This is a genomic window from Vibrio sp. 3-2(1), assembly GCF_963887575.1.
GTDB classification, from domain to species: Bacteria; Pseudomonadota; Gammaproteobacteria; order Enterobacterales; family Vibrionaceae; genus Vibrio; species Vibrio anguillarum.
In genome coordinates this window covers 69281-91358 of sequence record NZ_CAWPGB010000064.1, presented here as the reverse complement: position 1 = coordinate 91358, position 22078 = coordinate 69281, and the positions used below count along the sequence as shown (strand labels likewise).

Here is a 22078-nt window from a genome sequence, read left to right as displayed (position 1 = left end):
ACGCAGAAAGCTAGACAGACAAAGGTTTTCTGGTAGTATGCGTCAACACACTTGGGGCTGATTCTGGATTCGACGGGAATTTTGCAGTCTGAGGTGCATGCCGTGGGGCGGTTTGCCACGTTAAAAGCCGCAAAAAAATAGTCGCAAACGACGAAAACTACGCACTAGCAGCTTAATAACCTGCCAAGAGCCTTTCTGCCCTAGCTTCCGCTCGTAAGACGGGGAACAACAGAGAGTCAAAACCAAACAAGCTCGTGCCGCGTCTCCCGCCTGAGAGACAAAGCATTAAAACTAATTCAGGATAGCCATTAGATAGCGTGTCGGTTCGCAGTTTGATGGTGAAATTAAAGATCGAATAAGCATGTAGTACCAATGATGAATGATTTTCGGACGCGGGTTCAAATCCCGCCAGCTCCACCAATTCTAAGTTTAAAGACGTCCTAGGACGTCTTTTTTCTTTTCTAATCCCTTGTCATATCTAGCTTTAAGTGGTTCAGGGAGTCTCATCGAGATTCACTTAATCTCTGTCACTTCGTAACATTCCTCGTAACACTGCCACAGCTCACCTCAACCACTTTGTTCATTCAAGGTAACTGTTCATTTATTACGAACAACTTGCATCACTGTACAAACTATTAACGCCCCACTTCCTATCGCAGCTTTCATCGCTGAAATCATCCATTCTGTTCATCAAAACTTTTGACTTACAGATTATGAGTAACAATTTACTCACAAAGAATCTCATTACACATTAACGAGTAAATAGTTACTCATAACTTAAAAGAAAAGAACTTTAAGAGTAAAATTTTACTCATTGATAAGTAGAGGTGTTGTCGATGGAAGAACTAACCGTACAAGCTTTTATCAAAGGTGAATGGATAGATATTGGTATTATCTCGTTCCCTAAAAGTAGCCAACATAATTTCCGAGTGACTGAACTCAACTACCTCAGCGACTATGCTCTAGAGCATCACGATAAAGATGAATTTCACGCTGTTTCACTCAACCACCCTGTCTCATTCTTTTTTGATGACATGGGTAAACCCAGATGGTTAAAGTTTCTAGACGATATTATGCCTAACGGCGCTAGTAGACGGTACTGGGTTAAATACCTAGATATTGAAGACCTTAGTTCAGATGAACAAGACTATGTTTTGCTCAAGTTTGGCACGATGTCGCCTATTGGCAACTCAAACCATTTGGCTTAAAAGTCGGACTGCTCCCCTCTTCTCCCGATGCGTTAAAATCGCTATTGATAGATGGTGAGGATGGGTAAAATGCTCAGTATCAGCGCTCTTGATTTAGATTGAATTGCTATAACAAGCTAGTATTTTTAAATGATTTAGGAATACATGGACGCGGGTTCAGTTCCTTTTGAAGCAGGAAATTGATGATTTTGCCAGGTGGCTCTAAACAATGGCAACTCAATGACTATCGCTCAATAAATAGAAAGCGCGCCAATCTCAACTTAGGACGCCACCCTGATGTTTCTCTTGTACAAATGCGGAGGTCAGTTTACACACCCGCAGTTATGCATTCGTTTGTTGCTGATGGGTAGCGACTGTCGTGAGTTTATCGGCGCGGAAAAGCTTGTAAGCCATAATGCCAATAACCAACGCTTTGATAATCATCATTTGTGGGTTACCGAAATAGGCAGCCATACCAACAAACCCCGATAAGAACATGAGCAAACGGAACCTTTTCAGGTCAGTCATATACAGTGCCAACAAAATTAACGCGAGATCGCCAAACTGCAAGGCTTCGGCAAGTGTGGGGTTATTGATAAAGCTGCTTACGGCCACATAAGCAATATAAAGAATACCGCTCGCCATCAAAGCCGCAGCAGAATTGATCACCATTTTGCTGGTGTTAGTAAAATCTTTCACATATCGATATGCGTTAATGGCACCAACCGACAGGTTAAGGATGACTTTAGGCCACCAGCCCATCAAAATTGACCAAGCAATGTCATTCGCAGCCGAAGCAAATGCAGCATAGCGAGTAAACTTCATCGAATTAAAAATAGTGAGTGATATATAGAATGCGACAGATGTCCATCCTAATACTTCGCGTAATATATCAAGCAAAATATGGTCTCTTTTTACATAGAATCATCATCCACAACAATGAAACTATCTGCTACTAATAAGGCCAGTAGTGGTTTATAAACCCACCACCTAGCCGTTGGGCGCAGGATAATATCACGGCATTCGGTATAAATCCTAGAAAAGACTCTTATCAATACACGCTTATTCTCGAAAATATGTTTCTCAATTTTGGAAACAAAACTGCAAACTCAACAAACGCATCACCACTCCCCTTTTGACACATTCAATCATCCCTGAATGAAAATTAACTGACGTACGCTAACTCATTCAGCGAGGAGAACGAACCGCAACCACTTTCGTCTCAATCAACTGGTAACGAATCCCAGCTTGGTCAAACGACTGGCGCAGCGCCGTTAAATTCCGGTGATAGGTCACTTGCCGACCAGATGCCGTCTTCACTTTCATTACCATATTACTCATACACTTATCCTCTACACTTAACCGATTGGTTGCATCAAACTATGCTATTTTGAATATTTATAACCAAACAACTTGGAGTTGCAGGTAGCAAGGAAATCATTATTGTGCGAACTCTTTGAGTGCTGCCATCGCCTTTTCTGCCTTCTCTTGTTGCACAAAAATATGGTCATGATAATAACCCGCCATCACATTAGCGCTGATGCCATACGAAGCTAGCTTAGTTGCAAAAGCGGCCGTTAAACCCACCGCCTCTAAACTTGAATGAACCGTCAGCGTAATTAAGCTGAATACCGATTCAAAATCGAGCTGCGCCGCAATGGCCTTTTGCTGCTCAACGACCAAGGTCAGCCCTTCACGCTCTTGAAATGTCGCCACGGGTTCTAAATGCAAATAATCGGCTAATGCCCCTTGCACAGTACAAAACACATAACTTCCGCCCACCAACTCGGGTGACATGGATTGCAGTAAAACTTCTAAATCAGTAATCGCTGTCATATTTTTCTTTCTCATTCAAATTGAAGCCGAAGTGCAGAGTAAAGCCCTCTGTGGAATAAGTGAAATTAATAATATTAATTAGTGATTAATTATTCTTATAACCACAATTAAAAAACAAGAAGGAAATAAAAATTAAATAAAATTCAATTAATTAGAGAATCGCAATGTTAATAAAGAAAAAACAAGATGCATTTAAAATCAAAAAGATCAACGTAACACATCACTCAATACTATCTGAATGCTTTATACTCTCCGCAAACATGTATTTCAGGTGATGGTATGGACGCAGAACAATTTTCACAGTTAGTGGCGCAAATCAAAATCGGTAAACAGCTACCAGAGGCTATCTACTTACATAAAGATGCGTTCAGTGCCTTACCAACAACACTGACCAAGTTTATTCCTGCCGTCGCTAAAGCGCTTAATCACCCAGACAAATTACAACTCATCGAAAAATAGTGAATATATCTAAGGTGTCTGCTTATTTCATAAGATAGCTCACAGTTAGAGTGCAACCTGTTGAGCAGTAAAGATGAGAAAGTTACAATATGGACCTAATTCAGTTGAACTTATATCTGTGTCTGTCGACTTTTACACTCAAAACGCACAATCGTTTTTTCTTTCTCTGTGAGCCATAGTCAATTTAAGTATTGGCAGACGGTTGTGATCGATATGCAGCTAAAACCTTAAGAACATTGCAGGTATTTGTGTGGTGGGGTAATCTATTGAATCTAATGGCAATTAGTTTAGCGAGTAAGTCATGAACACATTAACTATTCATTTTTAATGGCACTATCGTACACCTATCGCAAATTCTAAGGGATGAAAATGCTTACCGAAATACTGTCAAATTTTTCTGAAGATGAACTACTAGAATTTATCCCTTCAAGCGCCATAAACTTTACACTTGAAATTGATGATTACAACAAGGATATAGAGCGCAGTTCTTTCAATAAAAATCATTTAGCACGAGTCGTTGCAAGTGTTAAACAGGTCGAGTTTATTTTTGAAAAACTATTACGCACTAAGCTTATTGAGCGACTAAGCCACCAGCAAATCGTTGAATTATTCCCAAGCTTTAACCTTCAACCAAGCCAAGTAACGCCTAGTCACTATGATGCGATCATCAGTTGGTCTGAAGAAAATCTCGAGCAGTTTTCTGCTGTCATCGGTTTATCTAAGCTCTATGAAAATCAACTAGCACAAAACACCGAGTTTCAAAGTCTTGCTCATATCGAGCCAAGTTATGGGCTTTATCCTTACCAACAAGACATCAGTCGACAAGTTTTTAGTAACCTAAACAATGAAAAAGAAAGAGTTTTAATTCACTTACCAACCGGAGCTGGTAAAACTCGTACTGCAATGAATATTGCTTGTGAACATTTGAGAGCATCCTCTACCAATGTTGTTCTTTGGTTAGCTGATCGTGAGGAACTATGCACCCAAGCCTATGATGAGTTTTCTAATGCATGGAAATCGCTAGGCAACCGTCCTACATCTGTATACGGTTTTTATTCAAACTCGAATGAGAGCTTAAGTGGTATTGACTCTGGTTTTATTGTTGCAGGACTGCACAAGTTTTTAAGCATAAAAAAAACAGACTCTAGACAATTACAGTTACTTTACAAAGAACTGGCAGACAAAGTCACTTTGGTTATTTTTGACGAAGCACACAAGGCAGTTGCACCTAAATTTCAAGAAGTAGTACAAGACTTTATCACTAATAAATCGTTCCATGCAGATCTGGTCGGACTCACTGCAACACCGGGCCGTAGCTATTCAACAATAGGATTGTCTGAAGAGGATGCGAAGCTTGCACAGTTTTTCTACAACAATAAAATATCAATGCGAATATCTGGTTATCTTTCTCCTATCGATTACTTAGTAGAGCAAGGTTACCTTGCTAAAGCTAATTTCAAATCACTCAATTATGATCATTCCCAGATTTCCGCTTATGAACTTAGGGATGCTGGAGGCGTAGAGACTATGAAAGCCTTAGCCAGCAATGTAGAACGAAATCGTAAGATTATAAAAACCATTATTGATGAATGTAACCAAAACTCTCAAATAATCGTATTCGCATGTACTGTTGAGCATGGAATTAACCTCGCAACAGCACTTTCCTACCAAGGAATTAAAGCAGCCTCTATTGATAGCAAAAACGACAATAATGAGAGCAGAAGAGCAAAAATCGCGCAATATAAAAACGGTGAAATACAAGTTCTTGTTAATTTTAACGTTTTAACAGCTGGTTTTGATGCACCTAAAACTAATGTCACGGTTATCGCTAAGCCCATGAACTCATTAGTGCAATATTTACAAATGGCAGGTCGTGCAATGCGCGGTTATAAGAGTGGTGGTAACCGTGAGTGTAATATTTATACCGTGATGGACAACATACCAGAATTTCAGAGCATCAGTCTCGCATTCGGTTACTGGAACGACATGTGGGCAGAAAAGGACATAAAATAATGAGCAACCGATTTTTAAGTGCTGAAACCGTTATTGAATCATTACGGGATAACGGCTACACCAATACTGCCTACGCACTTGCTGAACTAATTGATAACAGTTTACAGGCCACAGCTACTCGTGTTGAAGTAGGCTTCATCGAAGAACAATTAGCCGCGAAAAAGAACTATACCGTATCCGAAATTTCACTATGGGATAATGGTATTGGGATGGATACAAACACTCTTCGTATTGCTATGCAGTTTGGCGGTGGAACACACAGAAAAGATATAAAGGGTATGGGTAAATTTGGTATGGGTTTACCAAACTCATCTATATCTCAGTGCAGACGTGTTGAAGTTTGGAGTTGGCAAAACGGTAGTGAACCCCACTATACCTACCTAGATGTCGATGAGATGAAAAGTGGACAGCTTGAAGAAGTTCCAAATCCTGTCGCCATGCCTATTCCTACAAAATATGAAAAAGCCTTTTTTACGAAAAGGCCAGAATCTGGAACGCTAATAATTTGGTCAAAACTTGATAGACTCAGCTGGAAGACAGGTAAGTCGATCTATCGTCATTGTGAACTTTTAGTGGGCAGAATGTATCGCAACTTTATCAGTGACGATAATATTAAAATCGAAAGCATCACTTACCGTAAGTCAGATCTGGACAGGCTAGATGTTTATGACCGTGAAACATTTAAAGCTAATGACCCCATGTATCTTAAAAAGAACACTTCATTACCTGAGCTTCCAGGAAACTATAAGGGTGAAGCATTTTTTGAAAAAATGGATGAGGAAGTCATTTCTGTCGAATATATTGATGAGAATGGGGAACCTAAGCGAGACGATGTAACTGTGACTACTTCAATGGTTAAAAAGACCATTGCTAATAGAATTCTTAAAGAGACAATCGGAAGATTAGGCGGTACTCAATGGGGAAAACACTGTGGCAAGAATGTCGGCGTTTCAATTGTTAGAGCGAATAGAGAGTTAGTTTTGCGAGACTCTTTCTTAACTTCCGCTCTGAGAGAAAGTAAAGGACGATTTATTGGTATAGAAGTCTCTTTCCCACCGACATTAGATGCCGTCTTTGGTGTCACTAACAATAAACAAGATGCAATTCGATTAATACCTTACGAAATAAAAAGTATATCCACACAAGCCGGTTTTGATACAGAGCAAGAATATTTACGTGATCTTGAGGAGAACTCAGATCCTCTACTACAAGTCCTCAAAGTCGTCGCTGTTATTAAAAAGCATGTAACAACACTAACTAAATCATTAGAAACAATAAACGTTGAAGGTAAAGCGGTTAAAGGTGAGGAACCTAAAACTATTTCAGAAGGTGCAGCCTCGAAAGCCACTCAAGGATCTGCTAATCGCGATACCCATGGACATAAATCAAAAGAAGAACCACCAAAAGAGTTAAATAAAAAAGACGTTATCGATCACCTAAAAACTGTGGGTGGTATGACTGAAGAAGAAGCTGAAGAAAAAGCCGAACGTCTAATTCTGACAGGAAACCGTTTCCTAATTGAAGATGTGGCACGTGATTCTGAAGCCTTCTTTGACGTATCAACGAGCAAAGGCTTAACACTCGTTTTATTTAATACTAACCACATATTTTACAAAAAGCTGGTAAGTAAACTTGGCCCCGACGAACTCGAAGTAATGCAAACAACAATTGCTGGCTTTGCTCGTGTAATGAATGAAACAACTGATGATAAACGGTTGGCATACTTAAACTCTGTGAGACGTGAATGGGGTTTGGTGATTAGCGAGTTTTTAGAAGAACCCTCTGATGAAAGTATGGATGATTTTTGATGTCGGGTCTTATTTCTAATAGTGAACTTAAAGCAGAATTAGAAGCGCTACTTCCTCATTGCAACAGATTGACGATTATTTCTGCTTTTATGACTCAGCCAGCAACTCGCTGGTTGAGCTCATTAATGACAGATAACAAACCAGCCGTACAATTAGTTGGACGCTTCTCACCTCTCGATTTTATCAAAGGCTCTAGCGATTTAAATGCGTTACGTGATTGCGTAAATAATGGCTACACCGTTAAAGCCCTTACAAATCTCCATGCCAAAATTTATCAGATAGATGAAGACATCATTTTTAATGGTAGTGCAAACCTTACAGGTAAAGGCCTAGCACTTGTTGATATTAGTAATCTAGAGTCCTGTAACAAAATAACCGCTTGCGAAACCTCGAAAGCTTTTATCAATAAGATCGTTACCTCTGCCGTTGAATTAACCAATCAAACAATTGATAATATGGAAGAGTACCTTTCAAATATCGAATTAATGAATAGTTCAGAACATAAAATGGAGTGGCCAGAAAAAATTATCTCACTATCTAAAGATCTTTTCGTTTCAGATTTTCCGCTAAGTCCACCTGGATCTTTTGCTAACGAATATGAAGTTAATCCATCCTTACCATTTGCACAGATAGAAAATATCAGAGAAGATTTTGAAGTAGCCTCTACACTCTTTAAAAAAAGCAAAGCGTATAGGTGGCTGATAAAACAAATTATAGAAAACAAAAGTGATAGGGATTTGGGCTTCGGGCAAGTCATACGTTTACTGCACGATGCACTTACAGATGATCCTGCACCTTATAGGAAAGAAGTGAAAGACCTTCAAGAGAATTTTTACTCGTATCTAAAGTTATATGCAAATGACGAATTGGAAATCTATGTTCCAGGTAGAAAAAGTGAAGTATTAAAGCTTAGAGAGAAGATATGGAATTAAAAGAAGCAAAAATAACAAACTACTATAATATAACGTTTGGCACTGAAGAGGGTACCGATAGAGCTTTAGTTAGCATCCCTCATTACCAAAGACCTTATCGTTGGCCACCAGAATACATTAATACACTTATTAATGATTGGTTAAACGAGGAGCGAGGCAGTTATTTTACAGGTTCAATTGTTACTGTAAAAAAAGATAGTGGCATAATTCATCAGTTAATTGATGGCCAACAAAGATATACGACAGTATTCCTAATTAACTTTGTATGCTATTTAATTACACGCTTAGCTATTAGAGAGGCACTTTTGTACAGAAGGTCGAGAGTATCAGGCTTACTCGATAGCTTGCTGATTAGCGCGACATACCTGTACGGTGAGTTCGACAAAGAAACCTTTGAAGAACTGAAAGAGAACATATTAGAAAAAATTGATAGCTTTGAAGATGCAAAGAGCGTTAATAATGAAGCTGAAATACAAGAACAATTACTTAAATTATTCCTAAATAGCATTCATCTACCTACTTCACCTGAAGGGAAATCAAATTATAAATATGAATACAAAACACTTTTAATCAATTCTTTTGATGAAAAAAACATAAAACTTTCATATGACAGAAGTGCTTTTAATATTCAGCTTAAAACAGCTCTAACCAACTGTTTAATTAAACTTGACAGCCAGAATGAACAAACGCTTGAATTTATTGAAGTTGATAACAGTCTTATAGTCACTCAATACATGAACTCGATTAAAGCGATATTCGATCATTTCACGAAAATCAGTGGAAGTAGTGAAGACGAACCTCTTCTCAAAGCAATAAACACAATAAAGACAATTGAAAAGTTCATGAAGGAAGTTAATTTTTGTGTAATTCAAACAGGCAGTGTAAATGATGCATACACATTATTTGAAGTACTAAATGATCGAGCTTTATCTTTAGACGATCTTGATCTAATAAAAAATCAATTTTACAAAAAATACTGCCTTTCTAATAAAAACAAATCAGAATCCCACATTGACAAAATAATAGAAAGCAGAGAAGAGCAATGGGGAGAACTTATCTTTCCTGATGGGATAAAACAGGCTCACAAACCTTTAATTACTTACATTTTTTCGTCTTTCTATTCAGGTGAAACTGACTATCTATTGCAATCTAGTGAAAAAAACAGAATTAAAATAACGAGTTACTTGAATTCTAGAAATAGATATGGAGATTCCGATTTTTTAAAAGACTTCAATACGCTCGAGGCTGCAACAAATTTTGTACACGCGTTTGATATATGGCATAAGAGTAAAAATAAAAGAGCCTTAAAATCTGAATATTCAATAAATAATACAGACACAGAAAAACTAGTCCATCTACTTGCAGCATTGGGGCAATATGGTGTTTTAGTCGGGTTGACCAACGTCATTTTTAAATATATAGAAATAAACATATCTCATAATTTTGAACCTAAGCTAGTAAATAAGTTTTTCAGTGAATTAATTAAAGATAGTACCTCTCATATTGAGATACACAAACTTTCTAAACGAATTTGGCAATTAGTTATGCAAGCTCCTTCAGCAGAAACTCCGCGAGAATATGCTGTAGTTTTAATAAAAAACAACTATATCGAATCAAAAAGTATCAACTTCCTTGAATCTGATTTCATCACAAAACGGTTGGAATCTGAGTTAGACTCATGGTTAGAAAATTGGCTTTATAATAAGAGTGATGTGAAAATTTGCATACTATTTGCCAGACTAATAAAATCTAGCTCAATAAAAATCGAACAAAACGAGTTCAAGAAAACATTAAGCGATAGTGAAGTAGAAAAACTTCATTTAGATCATATGGAACCAAATAATATTCCAGAACACAACCAATCAAAATACTTCGACAACGAAGACAGAAAAATCATAGTCAATGGTTTAGGTAATATGTTTCCCTTACCTGGCAGTCTTAATATGAGTAAATCTAATCAACCTTTTAGTGAAGCGTTTAAATACCTAGAAAAGTCAGGACTAGGTGATCATTGGTTAGTTACCGAAACTAGACAATTGTTTGAAGAAAATAACGTAAATAACACTCCTACTCAAGAATTTTTTAGAAAACGTAAAACGTTTTTAAAAACGCTATTTTATAAAGCGATCGTTTCTGCTTGATATTATCAACATATATAAATAAAAATCTCTTTGTCGTTTTGACAAAGAGATTTTTATTTGGATTCATAGAAATTGCACTATTTGTAGCAAGTAATACAAGCCCCACCACCTTCTTCAAGGTCGTACATGGCATCCATATCTAAGGTATCAATAAGCATGCTTTCATCAACCATGGCATGCATACCTAGGCGGCGTTTACGCTCTCGTTGTTTCTTCTTCTCAAAACGCGCTTTTACCTTTTCGTGATTTTCCTTAATCTGCTTAATACGTTCAGGATCCTCCAATGTTTCTAATGGCTCATTAGGGCCCATCCAGAAAAAAGTTTCACCGTTAGCACTGGTCTCGGCACGTTTCTCATACGACTTAGCTTCTTCGAACGCTTCAGGGTGCTCTTCACGAAGACGTACCCACTCGATTTTTCGCTGGAAAAAGCAAAACGTACATCCTGAACGAGATCGCCATTGATAATATTTAGGTAACCCAAGTCCTGCGCTATCAAGAATATCTAAAACACTCTGCTTTTTAATACCATCTTCGGCAAAGGGCATTTTGATCGTGAGGTACTTTTGGTTTTCACTTGGCCGATACCCATCACGCCAAGGTTCATCCGCTCGGATACCAACATAGGAAATAACTTCATAGCCGTCATCAAGAAACGGTCTGATCCATTTCTCAAATGGTTCCAGCTTCATTCGAATTGTACACCAACGCTGCTGTCCTGCAGGTAAGTAGTTATTATGTTGCTCTAGCCAATAATCGAACCCTTTTTTGTCATTGATGTGCAAAATAGGTTTACCGAGAACAATTTCTAATTGTTCTAGATACTCATAAACTTCGGGTAACTCCTTACCCGTATCCGTGAAAAAGTACTCGATATCGAGTTCAGGATAGTTCCTAGCCATATACACGGCGAGCGCCGCACTATCCTTGCCTCCAGAGAGGCCAAGGACATGTTTGACTTTGCGTTGTTCACTCATAAGTAACACCTGTCATTTTCATCCTGCACTTCCAGAGACTTTCTTAATAATTGTTGTAAGACATTAATTTTATGGAAATCATCAAGCCCTGAGAGCTGAGATTCAATTGCATTAATCGTTGGCTGCAATTGTGCCGCATCAATTGCACGTATCTCTTTCTTAAACGAGTTTAATTTGCCGTCATCGCCTTCAAGAACCAGTGACACTAATTTTGTTTTGCCCATGGTGGTTGAAAGGTTACTACTATGCTGTGATTTCACGACACTCAAGAAATCCTGTGCATAGTCACTTATTTTATTTGACGCGGTTTGTAGAATACCTTCGTTCCAATTTTGTTTACCTCGCCCAGTAACAATTTGGATTATGCTCTCTAACCATTGCAGCAAACCGGTATCACTTTTAGCAAGTTCACGTGCGAACGCTTTTAAACGTAAGTCACCAGAATGCTCTTCTACGAACTGGCACATTTGAGCAAGCTCTTCACCTGATTCAGGGAAAATACTTTTGACCTTTACTTTGATGGCAGAAAGCATCTGTTCATGCTTTCCTTGCAATGCCTTAAAACAACCCTCTAACAAATCAATCTGGCTTGTATAGTCTTTTGCGCCATAAGCCAGTAATTCTTTCTTCAAATCTTTAATCAGCAAAGTGTGTGGATCGTTCGCTTGCAAAAAGAGATCTCTTACTCTTAAGCAAGTTTTATTCATTGTATTGTTGTCCAGCACGATTTGATGAGCATTTTTTACCCATTGAGGCAAATTGTGCATAACTGTAACAAGTGGAGTTGCAACCGATAGAATATTATTGGATACATCACGGTTAGATTGTACAGCGGCGAATATCGCTAGATGCTGCAACCACTCTTGCTCTTCTTTAGCAAGAACAATATATTTAACCGCAAGATCACCTGGGTTTTTGATGAGTTTATGAACATAATCACGATCAGGCTCCGCAATAAAAGCAAACTCACCAGACATGTCTTTTTCATAATAAGCAATCTGTTCACTCATAGATTTAAGAAATGCAAGAAGGAAAATAGGTATAACGCCTTTAGTTAATCCATACGGTTCGCTAGCCCAAAGTTGGCCGATTTCCGATAGTTTAACTTCATTTCCTTTGCGTGCTTTTAAGAATTTTTCAGCGGCAGCGAATACGGCATTGAATTTGTTATCTAGATTATTTCTAAACCAATGTTGTCCATTTTCACCTTCTGCGGAGTGAATTGCGGTATTTTTAAGGCAACTAATATACATAGACTTCTCCGGAGGGAAGCCTTCAATACCTAACTCATCAGAATCTTCAGCTTCCAACATTGCCTCAAGGAGTTTTTTGAGAGCAGAGACAGCTGTGCCTGATAATTTATTTCGGTTAACTAGCTCATTTAGAATTTTAGGGGTTTGATTGAAAATGCTATCCGCTGCAAATGTAGCGATTTCACTCATTGTTTCCTTTTCATACACTTGACCTTTATAAACCCAACGCGCACTATTAAATGCAGTTGCGAGAGCGGTTTCTAGTGCTGACTGTGCGTTGAATAATCTTGCTTTATATTCTTCTCGTGCAACTTTATCGTGAGCAAGACCGGCCCCAGTGGTTTTATCGCTTTTAATTAATTCTAGTGCGTACTTTTCGTTTGCCAATGAAATGATTTCATTAGCATTTCTAGCACAAGTAATTACCAGAGATTGATCATTGAGTGTTAACTCACGTAGTTTATCTTCTTGTTCTTCTTTTAAAAGCAATAAGAAATTAGCAAATTCGCCGTTACGAGATTTTTTCAAACTACCAATATCAACCTGGTTAAGTTGAACCGCCACTGTTTGAGTCGCCCAACGAAGTGTACCAAATTCATGGTAGTGGCCTTTTGCTATAACTTGAGAACTGAAGCCGATACGCTCAATAGCCTCATTACTGTTATTGATCTGCTCGACTTTCTCTTCAACTAAGCTCGCAATATCTAGATCTGATCCCTCGAAGACAACCCAAGACGACAAATGCTTTCTGTATACAATGCAAGAAACATTTTGAAGTTGCTGTAAGCTCTCTTTCAATTGCTTAGGTTCATTTATACTTGTCGCTGTTAGCAGAACGCTCTCAGTTGCAGTCAAGTTAGCCGCTTTTCCAAACAAGGTAATTAACGAAATAGTTTTTAATAACTGAACTGTTTGAGGAGGAAAATCTTGTATTGATGCTTTTCTTATCGCTTCTGCCGCAGTAGCCCAGCCATGGCCGTCAGGAGAGCTTAGAATGGCATGTGACATATTCGCTTCGAGATAGTCCCAAAGATCGCTCAGACCATAACGTGCATCCGCATCACTCGTCTGTTGTAAGAACAGCTGAAAACTAAACTGCTCATAGGAGTTTAGAAAACTAAATGTACTGCGTTCATTTTGACTAAAACGTCGCTTTGCTATCGGACCAAGTAACAATGCCGTTAATGGATGTAACGGAACACACTGATCCAAACGGGACTTTAATAGTTCCTTTCGCTCTTTTTTATCGACTAAAGCTTTGAGGACTCGGCTTACAAGTGGATCGTCACTAACTTTCTGTTGAGTTGTTTTGATCGAATTGCTAATGAGTGCAACCGTCTCATCGGTTGATACGTTATACAGAATATCACTGTAGCGGCCTTGAATTTTAGCCCATTCATCTTGCAGCTTAGTACCACGTTCTTTTGCATATTCACTGAACGCTTGATGCAATAAACCCAAAAAGATGACAGGAGTTTGAGAACGAGAAAGCTCTTCCGCAATATCTTGAAAGAGGTGTAGATCACCACCACTACGATTAATATATTCGAGACTTTTCCCCATTTCATCGGCAATGACAAGAACACCATCGATAAGTGGAGAAACTTCTTCGAAAAGAGATTTCCATGAGCTTATAAGCTGACTTTCTGTTTTAACCGGTGCTTTGTAATACTTTTTTAGCGACTTAGTGTTACAAGTATTAGGATGTTCTTCGAGTGCACTTAATGTTGCTTTCCAGAAGGTTTCTACTGGACCACTAACTCCCCCCACGGAACGAATTTGTAACCACCCTTTTTTGTAGAAAGTGTTTTCTACAAATAGGGCTTTAGTCTGCTCATTGATTGATTGGATAGCAGTCTTATGAATAGTTGACTCAGGGTGAAGTAATCCTGCCATTAAGAGCGCGACAGTGGACTTTCCTGAACCGTAAGCGCCGGTTAAAGTAAAGACTCTTTGACCAGTTTGACCATACTGTCGAAAGAGAGTGTCTAACGCAGATTGCGCAGTGCCGTGATAAACCAACCTAGAGAAGAAGTCCGTACTTAAGTCACTATCAATTCGAGTAGAACGTTGATGACGTGTGGCTATTGAATATTTATTGCTTAAAGTCACGACTTATTTGTCCTCTGGATAGTAATAGTGCTTTAGATACTGTTCTGGTTTAACATCGTTTATATCGTCAAAAGAATGTTGAACTTGTCTTAGTCCCTGAGTGTCAGTCCATGCAATCTTTCTCTCTGTGAGTATTTCGACTTGATCGAGTTTGTCGCTTAAACCAGCAGAAGATAATCGAAACACTCGACCAGGAGAGCCAACGTCATTAAGTAATGCATCAAAAGACAAGCTGTTAGCATTACTTTCTCTTTGTCTTCTTTGCATAAAGTCGATGAGAGCATACGTAAATATTTCAATGGGAAGCGAAGGTCTTTTAGCTAATTCAGCAAGATAGTTTTTTGAGTCTTCTTGCTTTAGCAAACCCAGTTCAGTGAAAGGCGAAGCAAAGCTATCTTCGTTTATCTTGCTTGATTGTAGTGACTTCTGAGCATACATATGTAAAAAACAGTCAATATCTTTGTTCAGAGTAACTTCTGTTAACTCCTTTTCGTGGTTAACGAGAGCATCATTGATTTCTGTAACAAGCGTTTCTTTCCTTACCTTTATTCCATTGAAATAATTAAAGAAAAACCTTGCTGCGTTAAGTTCACCACCGATTGAAGACATTGATTGTAATAACCAGTGCAATAACCATGTAGTGCCAATTTTGTCGAGATATTCATCGTAAGCAGGACTCCTTTTTGTGACGGTAAAAAGTTGTTCAGCCAAAGGAGTCAGTTGATAAGTCTGTTCTTTATGATCAACACAAGTCACCAAGTTAAGCGCTCTAATCCAGTAACGGACTGAAAGCACCATGTTCTTCCCCATCCCCATAGATTGCATTTGTTTCTCAACATTCAATTGACTTGAAAGGGACTCGCCACCCACAACCTCTTGAATAATCTTATAAATCCACCCATAACGGATAGGAAAGGTCTGATGTCCGGAAAATTTCAGGGACGTTGATTCGATACTCAATGTGCTTACCTTGCTGAATTGGAGATTTTATCCAAACGATGATCTTACACATTAATATCTTCAGGTCTAGGCACATTTACCGAAAAGTGACATAACACTGTTTTTTTAAACAGTGCTCACAAAAGTTCCATCCAAATAATGACACTATATGAGCGATTTCATTGTGTGATTGAAACTATAACGTTATCTAACCACTACATTTATCAGAGAGTGTCACAAATAATTATCCAATATAATTCATAAGGTTAAACCAAATTCATTGAGAATAACCTTTAAGATAAAACATAATAGGTATACGATAAAAATGATCATATTATTTTTAATCTCAGCCCTCAAACTCAGTGTTACCTAATGAAAAACTACTATGACTATGCCGCATCAACACCAGTCTCTCAATACGCTCAAGAAGCGATGGAGCCTTGGGAGGAAGATAACTTCGCAAACCCCTCGTCTGCACACCAAGCAGGCCGAAAAAGTTATCAAGCTATCCAACAAGCAAGAGAAATCATAGCAGAGAAGATTAGCGCACTTCCCAGTGAAATTATTTTTACGAGTGGGGCAAGTGAAGCGAATAACCTCGCTCTAAAAGGTGTAGCTTTCAAACATCTTGATGACAAAGGCCATATCATTACTTCAGAGATAGAGCACAAGTGTATTCTCAATACCTGCGCTTTTCTCGAGACGATCGGCTTTGACGTGACTTACTTATCACCAGATCAGAATGGTCGCATCTCACCGGCTTCTCTCTCAGCAGAGTTAAAGAGCAATACCATTCTGATTTCTATCCATCATGTCAATAATGAACTTGGAACCATTCAACCTATAAAAGAGTTTGGTGCGATAGCTTTTGAACACAATATCCCATTTCACACTGACGCTGCCCAGAGTTTTTGCAAGTGTGATATCGATGTGGACGATATGGATATAGACATGCTCTCGTTATCAGGCCACAAAATCTACGGCCCGAAAGGCATTGGTGCGCTTTACGTACGTGACGCTAGAGACTCGAAACTAGTCCCACTTATACACGGTGGTGGCCAAGAAGCAGGGTTGCGAGGCGGTACCTCCCCGACCCCATTGATCGTAGGGCTAGCGGCAGCGGTAGAATCGTATCCAATAAAATCGGCCCCTATAGAAAAGCAATTTCTCGAAGTCATGTCGCAGTTTGATTTTATAAGGAACGGCGGTGAGTACGTAGTACCGTCGACATGGAGTGTTACATTCCACACTGATGAAGAAGTAAAGCGCTTTGCGAGCGCTTACCCTTGGCTGATTTCTCAAGGTTCCGCGTGTAATGCACTATCAAATGTGGCTTCACATGTACTAACAGCGATTGGGATGTCCGAAGAAATCGCCCGACGGACTTACCGCATCAGCCTTCCTCCATACAAACTTAGCGAGAGTTGAGGCGAAAGCCGGAGACGGTTTTTCCTGCTTGAAGCAAGCGTTCCTCGTACATTTGCCGGTGCAAAATGACTTCATTGGTTGCCGTTGCCCCTAAGAGCTTTGATAGTCTCATATCAAAGCTCTTTTGCTTTTCATACTGTTCACTCTGCTTATCAAGCAACAAGTGTTTATTGAGTAATGGTGGGCGACGTGATTCATCAACATAGTCAAAAAAATCGATATCTTGATCTGCCATCTTTATCTTGGTTCTTTCGACTAAATACGGGACTGATTTTTCGAAATCATCATAATGGGTCAAGGTAAGCTTACCGGAGTTGATATGTATTTTTACCAAGTCAATGGCGTCATCGAGTTCACCATACATCTGCAATGCAGCACCAACATAAACGCGTAAAAGAAGCGGTAACTTTTCTATGTAGCTTTTATGGAAAATCAGAGAATGCCCTTCGTTGAGGATGCTCGCAGGTAATTGATTATGGGCTTTTAAACACTGATCTCTCATTAGCTCGGTATCTGCGATCGCAAAAAGCAGCTCTGTTGCGAGATTAATTGCCGTACGATAATCATCGAACAAGGCTTTAATATCGCGTTTTAGGCTTTCAGGTTGTTGTGTGTAGGGTTTTCGTTTGTCAAATAGCCCCATAGAAAAATAGACAAGTAAGTCCTCTTTTCGGGATTTCTCTGCATTAGAAAACTCACGAGTATCAAACATTTCCTGAAGTAATCCAAATACTTTTTTGTGAGGGCCAATTAAACTTCTTACTTCTTCAGAACGCTCAAACTCATCATTTGCAGGTATACGGCCAAGCTCGAGGCAAGCATTCCAAAAATCATCAAACAGCTTGCTGTTTTGGGTTATGACAAGTTTGGCCCTATCTTTACTCTCGACAAGCTGAGGTGAGGTAAGTTGTTGCCAGGTATGATGTCTTTGATACTTACTTTGTAGGTAGCGTTGCTCTTCAAGTTTGTCTTTAAATATGTAAAAAACACCTGGAGCAACAGTAATAATATCTTCTTGTAGAGAACATTCTAAATATCCTTTGATCTCTGTTTGGGCATAATACTTTTGAAATGTGTTACGAGACGTTATCACTCCATCTTTAAACGGCCGGAACTGAGCAACGTACGACTCATTTGCTAGCATGACAGACACAACTAACATTTTTTCCGTCAAATCCCAAGCATTCAATAACGCTTCAAGTCGCTCATCTTGATCCTCAATGACATTCAACACAAACCCCAAGTTCACAATATCTGACTTGACTTTCTCTGTGTCAGGAAAAAATACAGGATCCCAACCTAAAACATCAAGACCGTGAGCTTCTAACTCCCTTAAATCATCACCTCGCCCACATCCATAATCAAAAATGGAAAATCGCCCGTCTAAATAACCTTGTTTCGCTAAAGTCTTTACAGGGCTGGAGAGTTCATGGCGAACAATTGCGGTTTTATGACGATCAATCCCAACGCGTTGAGAGTCATCGTTCATAGCAACGCTATTTACCTTCAATAACCGACCCTCAACTAACTGGTACCCTTTTTTCTCAATCAAGTTTAACCAAGATCGTTTAAAACCAATTGTCCGAGTATTGTCATATAGACCGGCCTTTTCTCCTTCTTGAGTAAGCGCAACAAAGTGATCATAGTATTCACTATCTGGTAGTATCATCGTTTCCTTTCGATGCAAGATCGGCGGGTTATCTGAAGAACGGTAACAGGTCACTTTGTGAGTGAGCTTACTCAAATCGACGTTAAGGCTTTGCTCGAGAGCGGGGTATGAATCGCTATAAAACTCTGGATAACTGAGCAGTGATAAGCGGAACTCATTTTTAAACAGTTTAATCAAGTTCCATTGTTCGCTGGGAAGATTTACAGCTCGCGCTACTGCAGGAATAAAATGTTGTAATGAGTCAGGAATTGCATTCATCGCATCTTTATGAATATAGATTGCGTCAGGTAGCTGCTTACCCATTTTCACTTGTTTAATCAATGATTTAAAAATCTGAAAATCCATATTTCTCGACTTACAATGTAACTATTGATGCCACTTTAACAACTTTAAAGTACCGTTACAGCCCCCTTCATAGTAATTCATATTAACAATACCCCAAAAACCATTATCAGCTTGAGGCACAAAACGCTGACTACGCTCCTATGCTCGCAACCGACAGCATGCGTACTTTTGCTCGGCTCAAAGCTATCCTCCGTTAATATTGCATGCTTCCTGACGCTCGATTGGGGAAATAAACATAAAACCAAAATAACCACCAGTTGTTTTGTGACAGGCAGCAAATAAAGAGACGATAAATTTGCGCTTAAAATAGCGATTCAAATCACCTTTTCAGCGCATTTACTCCCATAAATCTTCTTCACACATCACATAAAACCGCGCGAATGTCACTAGCCACGGTTTATTTCCATTTGGAAGTGGAAATAGGGCTTATCCACCCTTGCTCCCTTTTACGCTATTTTCTTCTCCAAGCTAAACATTTGGAGAATCCCACGGTGCAAAACTCTCAACCCATTAGCATGGATGATGCACAGATTATAGAGCTTGGCTTGTCGCTCACCGAACGAGCCATTGCCTTGCTTAATTCACACGCTATCTACCCCGATTCGCTACAGAAAAAAATGCTCGAAACACACATCAAAGCGATGGTTTGGCGCTCATTTAGCGGTGAATCGTTACCTGAACTCGATATGGAGATGTTTGATGAAATCTCTCCTATTTGTTTCACCTTGGCCGAGCAAGTGTGTCGTTGGATGGAGAACCTCGCTTATGAAGAAGCGCATCTGCTTTCGGTCCATTTTGAAGTAGCTAAAGAAAACGAATTAAACCCAACAGCAGGAGAAACAACATGTCAGTAATCAAAGTCGTTATTGGTGATCGCATGGGCAAAGGTCAGAAAGTAGGAGCTGGTGCTCAAGCGGCAGGCGCTGAAGTGACCGTTATTCCCGGCATGGCCGCAGACATGAAGTTAGGTGATGTCATGCAACAGCAGCAAGCCGATTTAGGGATCTCTTTTTGCGGCAGCGGCGGCGCAGGTGCTATCACAGCGCAAACAAAATATGGCTATCAATGCCGTTATGGAATGCGCTCTGTTGAGGAAGGGATAACCGCGATCAATGAAGGCTGTGTGGTTTTGGGTTTCGGCTTTATGGATAAAGAAGAGCTGGGCGAAAAACTGGTGAAGGCGTTTGTGGCTAAGCATGGCGTCAAAGCATGAAAGAGCAGTTAACCACTAAGGTAACCGTGAGTGGCAAGGGCGAAACAAAGCAGCAGGCTTTTGCCGCGGCTTTAAGCCAAGTACAACCCACGTTACTTAAGAATAACGCAAAAGTCCTCCTCCGGATTAAGCCGTTAGACGTCAACGTTTTGCAAGCAGAAGAGAAAGTAAAGCGAGAGAAATTCCTTTTCTTCTTTCTTGCAAGAGATCGACGCCAATACAGCGTCAAGCTAGAGGTTACGGTCAGCCTGACCCACATCGATGTGGAACAGGTCGATTTCAAACGTTAACAGGTCACTATAAGGATCCCTGACATGTTTCTTATCATTCTCTTTAAGTCCATCATCATTGGTGGCTTAGTCGGTATCGGCGTTGGAGTAGGCGCGGCAAGGATGTTCCATGCTCCAACTATCCAAGGTATGGGTGCATTTCGTACTCTGGGAGAGTTGAACTCGTGTGAAGGCGACCCTGCCTCTCACTTCTCTTTTGGGCTTGGATTCTTCTTTAATGCTTGGGCCTCAACGGTTGCGGCAGGGGCATTCACTCAAGATGTTGACCACCGCATTATTCCTAACTGGGGCGCAGCGGCGCTGATGATAAAAAACCGCGACCTTGCCACTACCTTGCATGATCCAAAACGAATGGGCATTGCGTGCGCCATTATCGGTGCAATTGTGGTTGCGTTTCTTAACTCAACGGCAGCGGCCGTTCCTGCGGCGCTGCAAGTCACGGCGGTAAAGGTATTAGTACCTGCGGCAAACTTACTGGTGAATACCGTCATGCCGGTTATTTTCTGGCTAGCGGCAATTGAAGCGGGTAAGAAATCGGGCTTTTGGGCCACTATCTTTGGTGGTTTAGCGCAAATGATCATGGGCAACGCCGTTCCTGGTTTGGTGCTGGGTATTTTGATTGGTAAAGGTGTTGAAGAGAGTGGTTGGAACAAAGTAACTCAGATCATGATGGCGGCGATTATTGCACTGTTTGCGTTAAGTGCTTTCTTCCGCGGGTTCGACATGAAATTTATCGAAGCTTTCCATATGCAAGTTCCTTTGTGGCTTGAAAATATCCATCTCATGATCAGTGGCAAATAAGGAGTTGACCATGGACGAAAAAATGAAAAACAACTTTTGGTATGCCGACTGGTCTTTCCCGATTTTCGTGGGCTTGCTTTCAGCCGGGGTTTTTGCCGGAACGCACATGTACTACTTATACGGTGTCGGTGCTTTTAACGAGGTGGCGTTTGTGTCCATGCTGCGAGCAGGGATGGATACAGGCGCGTACGGTGCGGTGGCCGCTTTTGGTGCAAGCTTTCTGTTTGCACGCATCATTGAAGGTTCGCTCGTGGGCATTTTGGATATCGGTGGCGCAGTGCAAACCGGTGTGGGTTTAGGGATTCCAGCTTTACTACTGGGTGCTGGCATTGTTTATCCTCTTGAAAATTTCACCGCTTCGTTAATCACAGGCATGCTCGCTGGTTTGGCGATTGGTGGCTTAATTGTGCTGGCACGTAAATTCACCATTAACCAAAGCGATTCAACCTACGGGGCTGATGTGATGATGGGAGCAGGCAATAGCTCCGGCCGTTTTCTTGGACCATTGATCATTTTATCTGCGATGGCCGCTTCTATCCCGATTGGGATCGGCTCTTTAGGTGGAGCATTGATTTTCTATGTGTGGGGTAAACCGATTACGGGTGGTGCAATTCTCGGAGCGATGGCGTTAGGAGCTCTTTTTCCTATCGCACTGTAAAACAAGCTGGGGTTTAA

General features: G+C 40.0%; 18 protein-coding genes, 1 other RNA gene and 3 pseudogenes. 15 read left to right on the top strand and 7 right to left on the bottom strand.

The window, feature by feature from the left end:
- Positions 1–53 precede the first annotated feature (53 nt).
- The 4 genes and pseudogenes from ssrA to AACQ79_RS16915 all read left to right on the top strand — a co-directional run.
- Positions 54–420: a transfer-messenger RNA gene (gene ssrA / locus AACQ79_RS16930) on the top strand.
- 416 nt (positions 421–836) lie between these two features.
- A pseudogene (locus AACQ79_RS16925) lies at positions 837–1190 on the top strand (type II toxin-antitoxin system HipA family toxin); the annotation flags it as partial.
- A gap of 2 nt (positions 1191–1192) precedes the next feature.
- Positions 1193–1276, top strand: a pseudogene (locus AACQ79_RS16920) (transcriptional regulator); the annotation flags it as partial.
- A gap of 114 nt (positions 1277–1390) precedes the next feature.
- A pseudogene (locus AACQ79_RS16915) lies at positions 1391–1513 on the top strand (integrase); the annotation flags it as partial.
- Positions 1514–1529: 16 nt separating this feature from the next.
- Here AACQ79_RS16915 and AACQ79_RS16910 read toward each other — a convergent pair.
- The 3 genes from AACQ79_RS16910 to AACQ79_RS16900 form a co-directional block, all read right to left on the bottom strand.
- Positions 1530–2087 (bottom strand): hypothetical protein, encoded by a 558-nt coding sequence (locus tag AACQ79_RS16910; RefSeq protein WP_013857463.1) that lies wholly within the window; start codon positions 2085–2087, stop codon positions 1530–1532.
- Positions 2088–2375: 288 nt separating this feature from the next.
- The gene (locus tag AACQ79_RS16905) at positions 2376–2528 is read right to left on the bottom strand and encodes a hypothetical protein (RefSeq protein ID WP_013857464.1); all 153 of its coding nucleotides are present in this window, start codon (positions 2526–2528) and stop codon (positions 2376–2378) included.
- 99 nt (positions 2529–2627) lie between these two features.
- Positions 2628–3023 carry an ACT domain-containing protein gene (locus AACQ79_RS16900; protein WP_170899430.1) on the bottom strand — a complete coding sequence of 132 codons (396 nt, stop codon included), beginning with the start codon at positions 3021–3023 and terminating at the stop codon, positions 2628–2630.
- A gap of 279 nt (positions 3024–3302) precedes the next feature.
- Here AACQ79_RS16900 and AACQ79_RS16895 point away from each other — a divergent pair, with 279 nt between their 5' ends.
- The 5 genes from AACQ79_RS16895 (at position 3303) to AACQ79_RS16875 (ending at position 10376) form a co-directional block, all read left to right on the top strand.
- Positions 3303–3482, top strand: a complete 180-nt coding sequence (locus tag AACQ79_RS16895; RefSeq protein ID WP_170899407.1) for a hypothetical protein — start codon at positions 3303–3305, stop codon at positions 3480–3482.
- A 369-nt stretch (positions 3483–3851) separates the two neighbouring features.
- Positions 3852–5495, top strand: a complete 1644-nt coding sequence (locus AACQ79_RS16890; protein WP_170899429.1) for a DEAD/DEAH box helicase — start codon at positions 3852–3854, stop codon at positions 5493–5495.
- The gene (locus AACQ79_RS16885; RefSeq protein WP_170899428.1) at positions 5495–7303 is read left to right on the top strand and encodes an ATP-binding protein; all 1809 of its coding nucleotides are present in this window, start codon (positions 5495–5497) and stop codon (positions 7301–7303) included. The genes AACQ79_RS16890 and AACQ79_RS16885 overlap by 1 nt, the downstream gene beginning before the upstream one ends.
- On the top strand, positions 7303–8235 hold the full coding sequence (locus AACQ79_RS16880; protein WP_170899427.1) for a restriction endonuclease PLD domain-containing protein: 933 nt from the start codon (positions 7303–7305) through the stop codon (positions 8233–8235). Before AACQ79_RS16885 ends, AACQ79_RS16880 begins: the two co-directional genes overlap by 1 nt.
- Positions 8226–10376, top strand: a complete 2151-nt coding sequence (locus tag AACQ79_RS16875) for a GmrSD restriction endonuclease domain-containing protein (protein ID WP_115339578.1) — start codon at positions 8226–8228, stop codon at positions 10374–10376. The genes AACQ79_RS16880 and AACQ79_RS16875 overlap by 10 nt, the downstream gene beginning before the upstream one ends.
- Before the next feature lie 77 nt (positions 10377–10453).
- On the opposite strand, the gene AACQ79_RS16870 is transcribed toward AACQ79_RS16875, so the two are convergent.
- Genes AACQ79_RS16870 through AACQ79_RS16860 form a run of 3 tightly spaced genes read right to left on the bottom strand, consistent with a single transcriptional unit; the run spans position 10454 to position 15678 of the window.
- On the bottom strand, positions 10454–11353 hold the full coding sequence (locus AACQ79_RS16870; protein ID WP_094128296.1) for a phosphoadenosine phosphosulfate reductase domain-containing protein: 900 nt from the start codon (positions 11351–11353) through the stop codon (positions 10454–10456).
- Positions 11350–14718 carry a hypothetical protein gene (locus tag AACQ79_RS16865; RefSeq protein ID WP_170899426.1) on the bottom strand — a complete coding sequence of 1123 codons (3369 nt, stop codon included), beginning with the start codon at positions 14716–14718 and terminating at the stop codon, positions 11350–11352. The genes AACQ79_RS16870 and AACQ79_RS16865 overlap by 4 nt, the downstream gene beginning before the upstream one ends.
- 3 nt (positions 14719–14721) lie before the next feature.
- Positions 14722–15678 (bottom strand): DUF4007 family protein, encoded by a 957-nt coding sequence (locus AACQ79_RS16860; protein ID WP_115339576.1) that lies wholly within the window; start codon positions 15676–15678, stop codon positions 14722–14724.
- Positions 15679–16029: 351 nt separating this feature from the next.
- Between AACQ79_RS16860 and AACQ79_RS16855 the strand changes: the two genes are divergently transcribed.
- A complete protein-coding gene (locus tag AACQ79_RS16855) occupies positions 16030–17085 on the top strand; it encodes a cysteine desulfurase family protein (RefSeq protein ID WP_094128305.1) in 1056 nt (351 codons plus the stop codon).
- Here AACQ79_RS16855 and AACQ79_RS16850 read toward each other — a convergent pair.
- Positions 17072–19099: a DNA phosphorothioation-associated putative methyltransferase gene (locus AACQ79_RS16850; protein WP_170899425.1), complete on the bottom strand. Its 2028-nt coding sequence runs from the start codon at positions 19097–19099 to the stop codon at positions 17072–17074. The genes AACQ79_RS16855 and AACQ79_RS16850 overlap by 14 nt on opposite strands.
- Positions 19100–19590: 491 nt before the next feature.
- Between AACQ79_RS16850 and AACQ79_RS16845 the strand changes: the two genes are divergently transcribed.
- From AACQ79_RS16845 to AACQ79_RS16825, 5 genes are read left to right on the top strand one after another with little or no spacing between them, the layout of a single operon-like run.
- Positions 19591–19953 (top strand): transcriptional regulator, encoded by a 363-nt coding sequence (locus AACQ79_RS16845; protein ID WP_228209387.1) that lies wholly within the window; start codon positions 19591–19593, stop codon positions 19951–19953.
- Positions 19944–20312: an SFCGS family glycine-rich protein gene (locus tag AACQ79_RS16840; protein ID WP_019281179.1), complete on the top strand. Its 369-nt coding sequence runs from the start codon at positions 19944–19946 to the stop codon at positions 20310–20312. Before AACQ79_RS16845 ends, AACQ79_RS16840 begins: the two co-directional genes overlap by 10 nt.
- The gene (locus AACQ79_RS16835; RefSeq protein ID WP_170899424.1) at positions 20309–20602 is read left to right on the top strand and encodes a DUF4312 family protein; all 294 of its coding nucleotides are present in this window, start codon (positions 20309–20311) and stop codon (positions 20600–20602) included. Before AACQ79_RS16840 ends, AACQ79_RS16835 begins: the two co-directional genes overlap by 4 nt.
- Before the next feature lie 24 nt (positions 20603–20626).
- A complete protein-coding gene (locus tag AACQ79_RS16830) occupies positions 20627–21403 on the top strand; it encodes a DUF4311 domain-containing protein (protein ID WP_017045612.1) in 777 nt (258 codons plus the stop codon).
- A 10-nt stretch (positions 21404–21413) separates the two neighbouring features.
- A complete protein-coding gene (locus AACQ79_RS16825) occupies positions 21414–22061 on the top strand; it encodes a DUF4310 family protein (RefSeq protein ID WP_064624573.1) in 648 nt (215 codons plus the stop codon).
- Positions 22062–22078 lie beyond the last annotated feature (17 nt).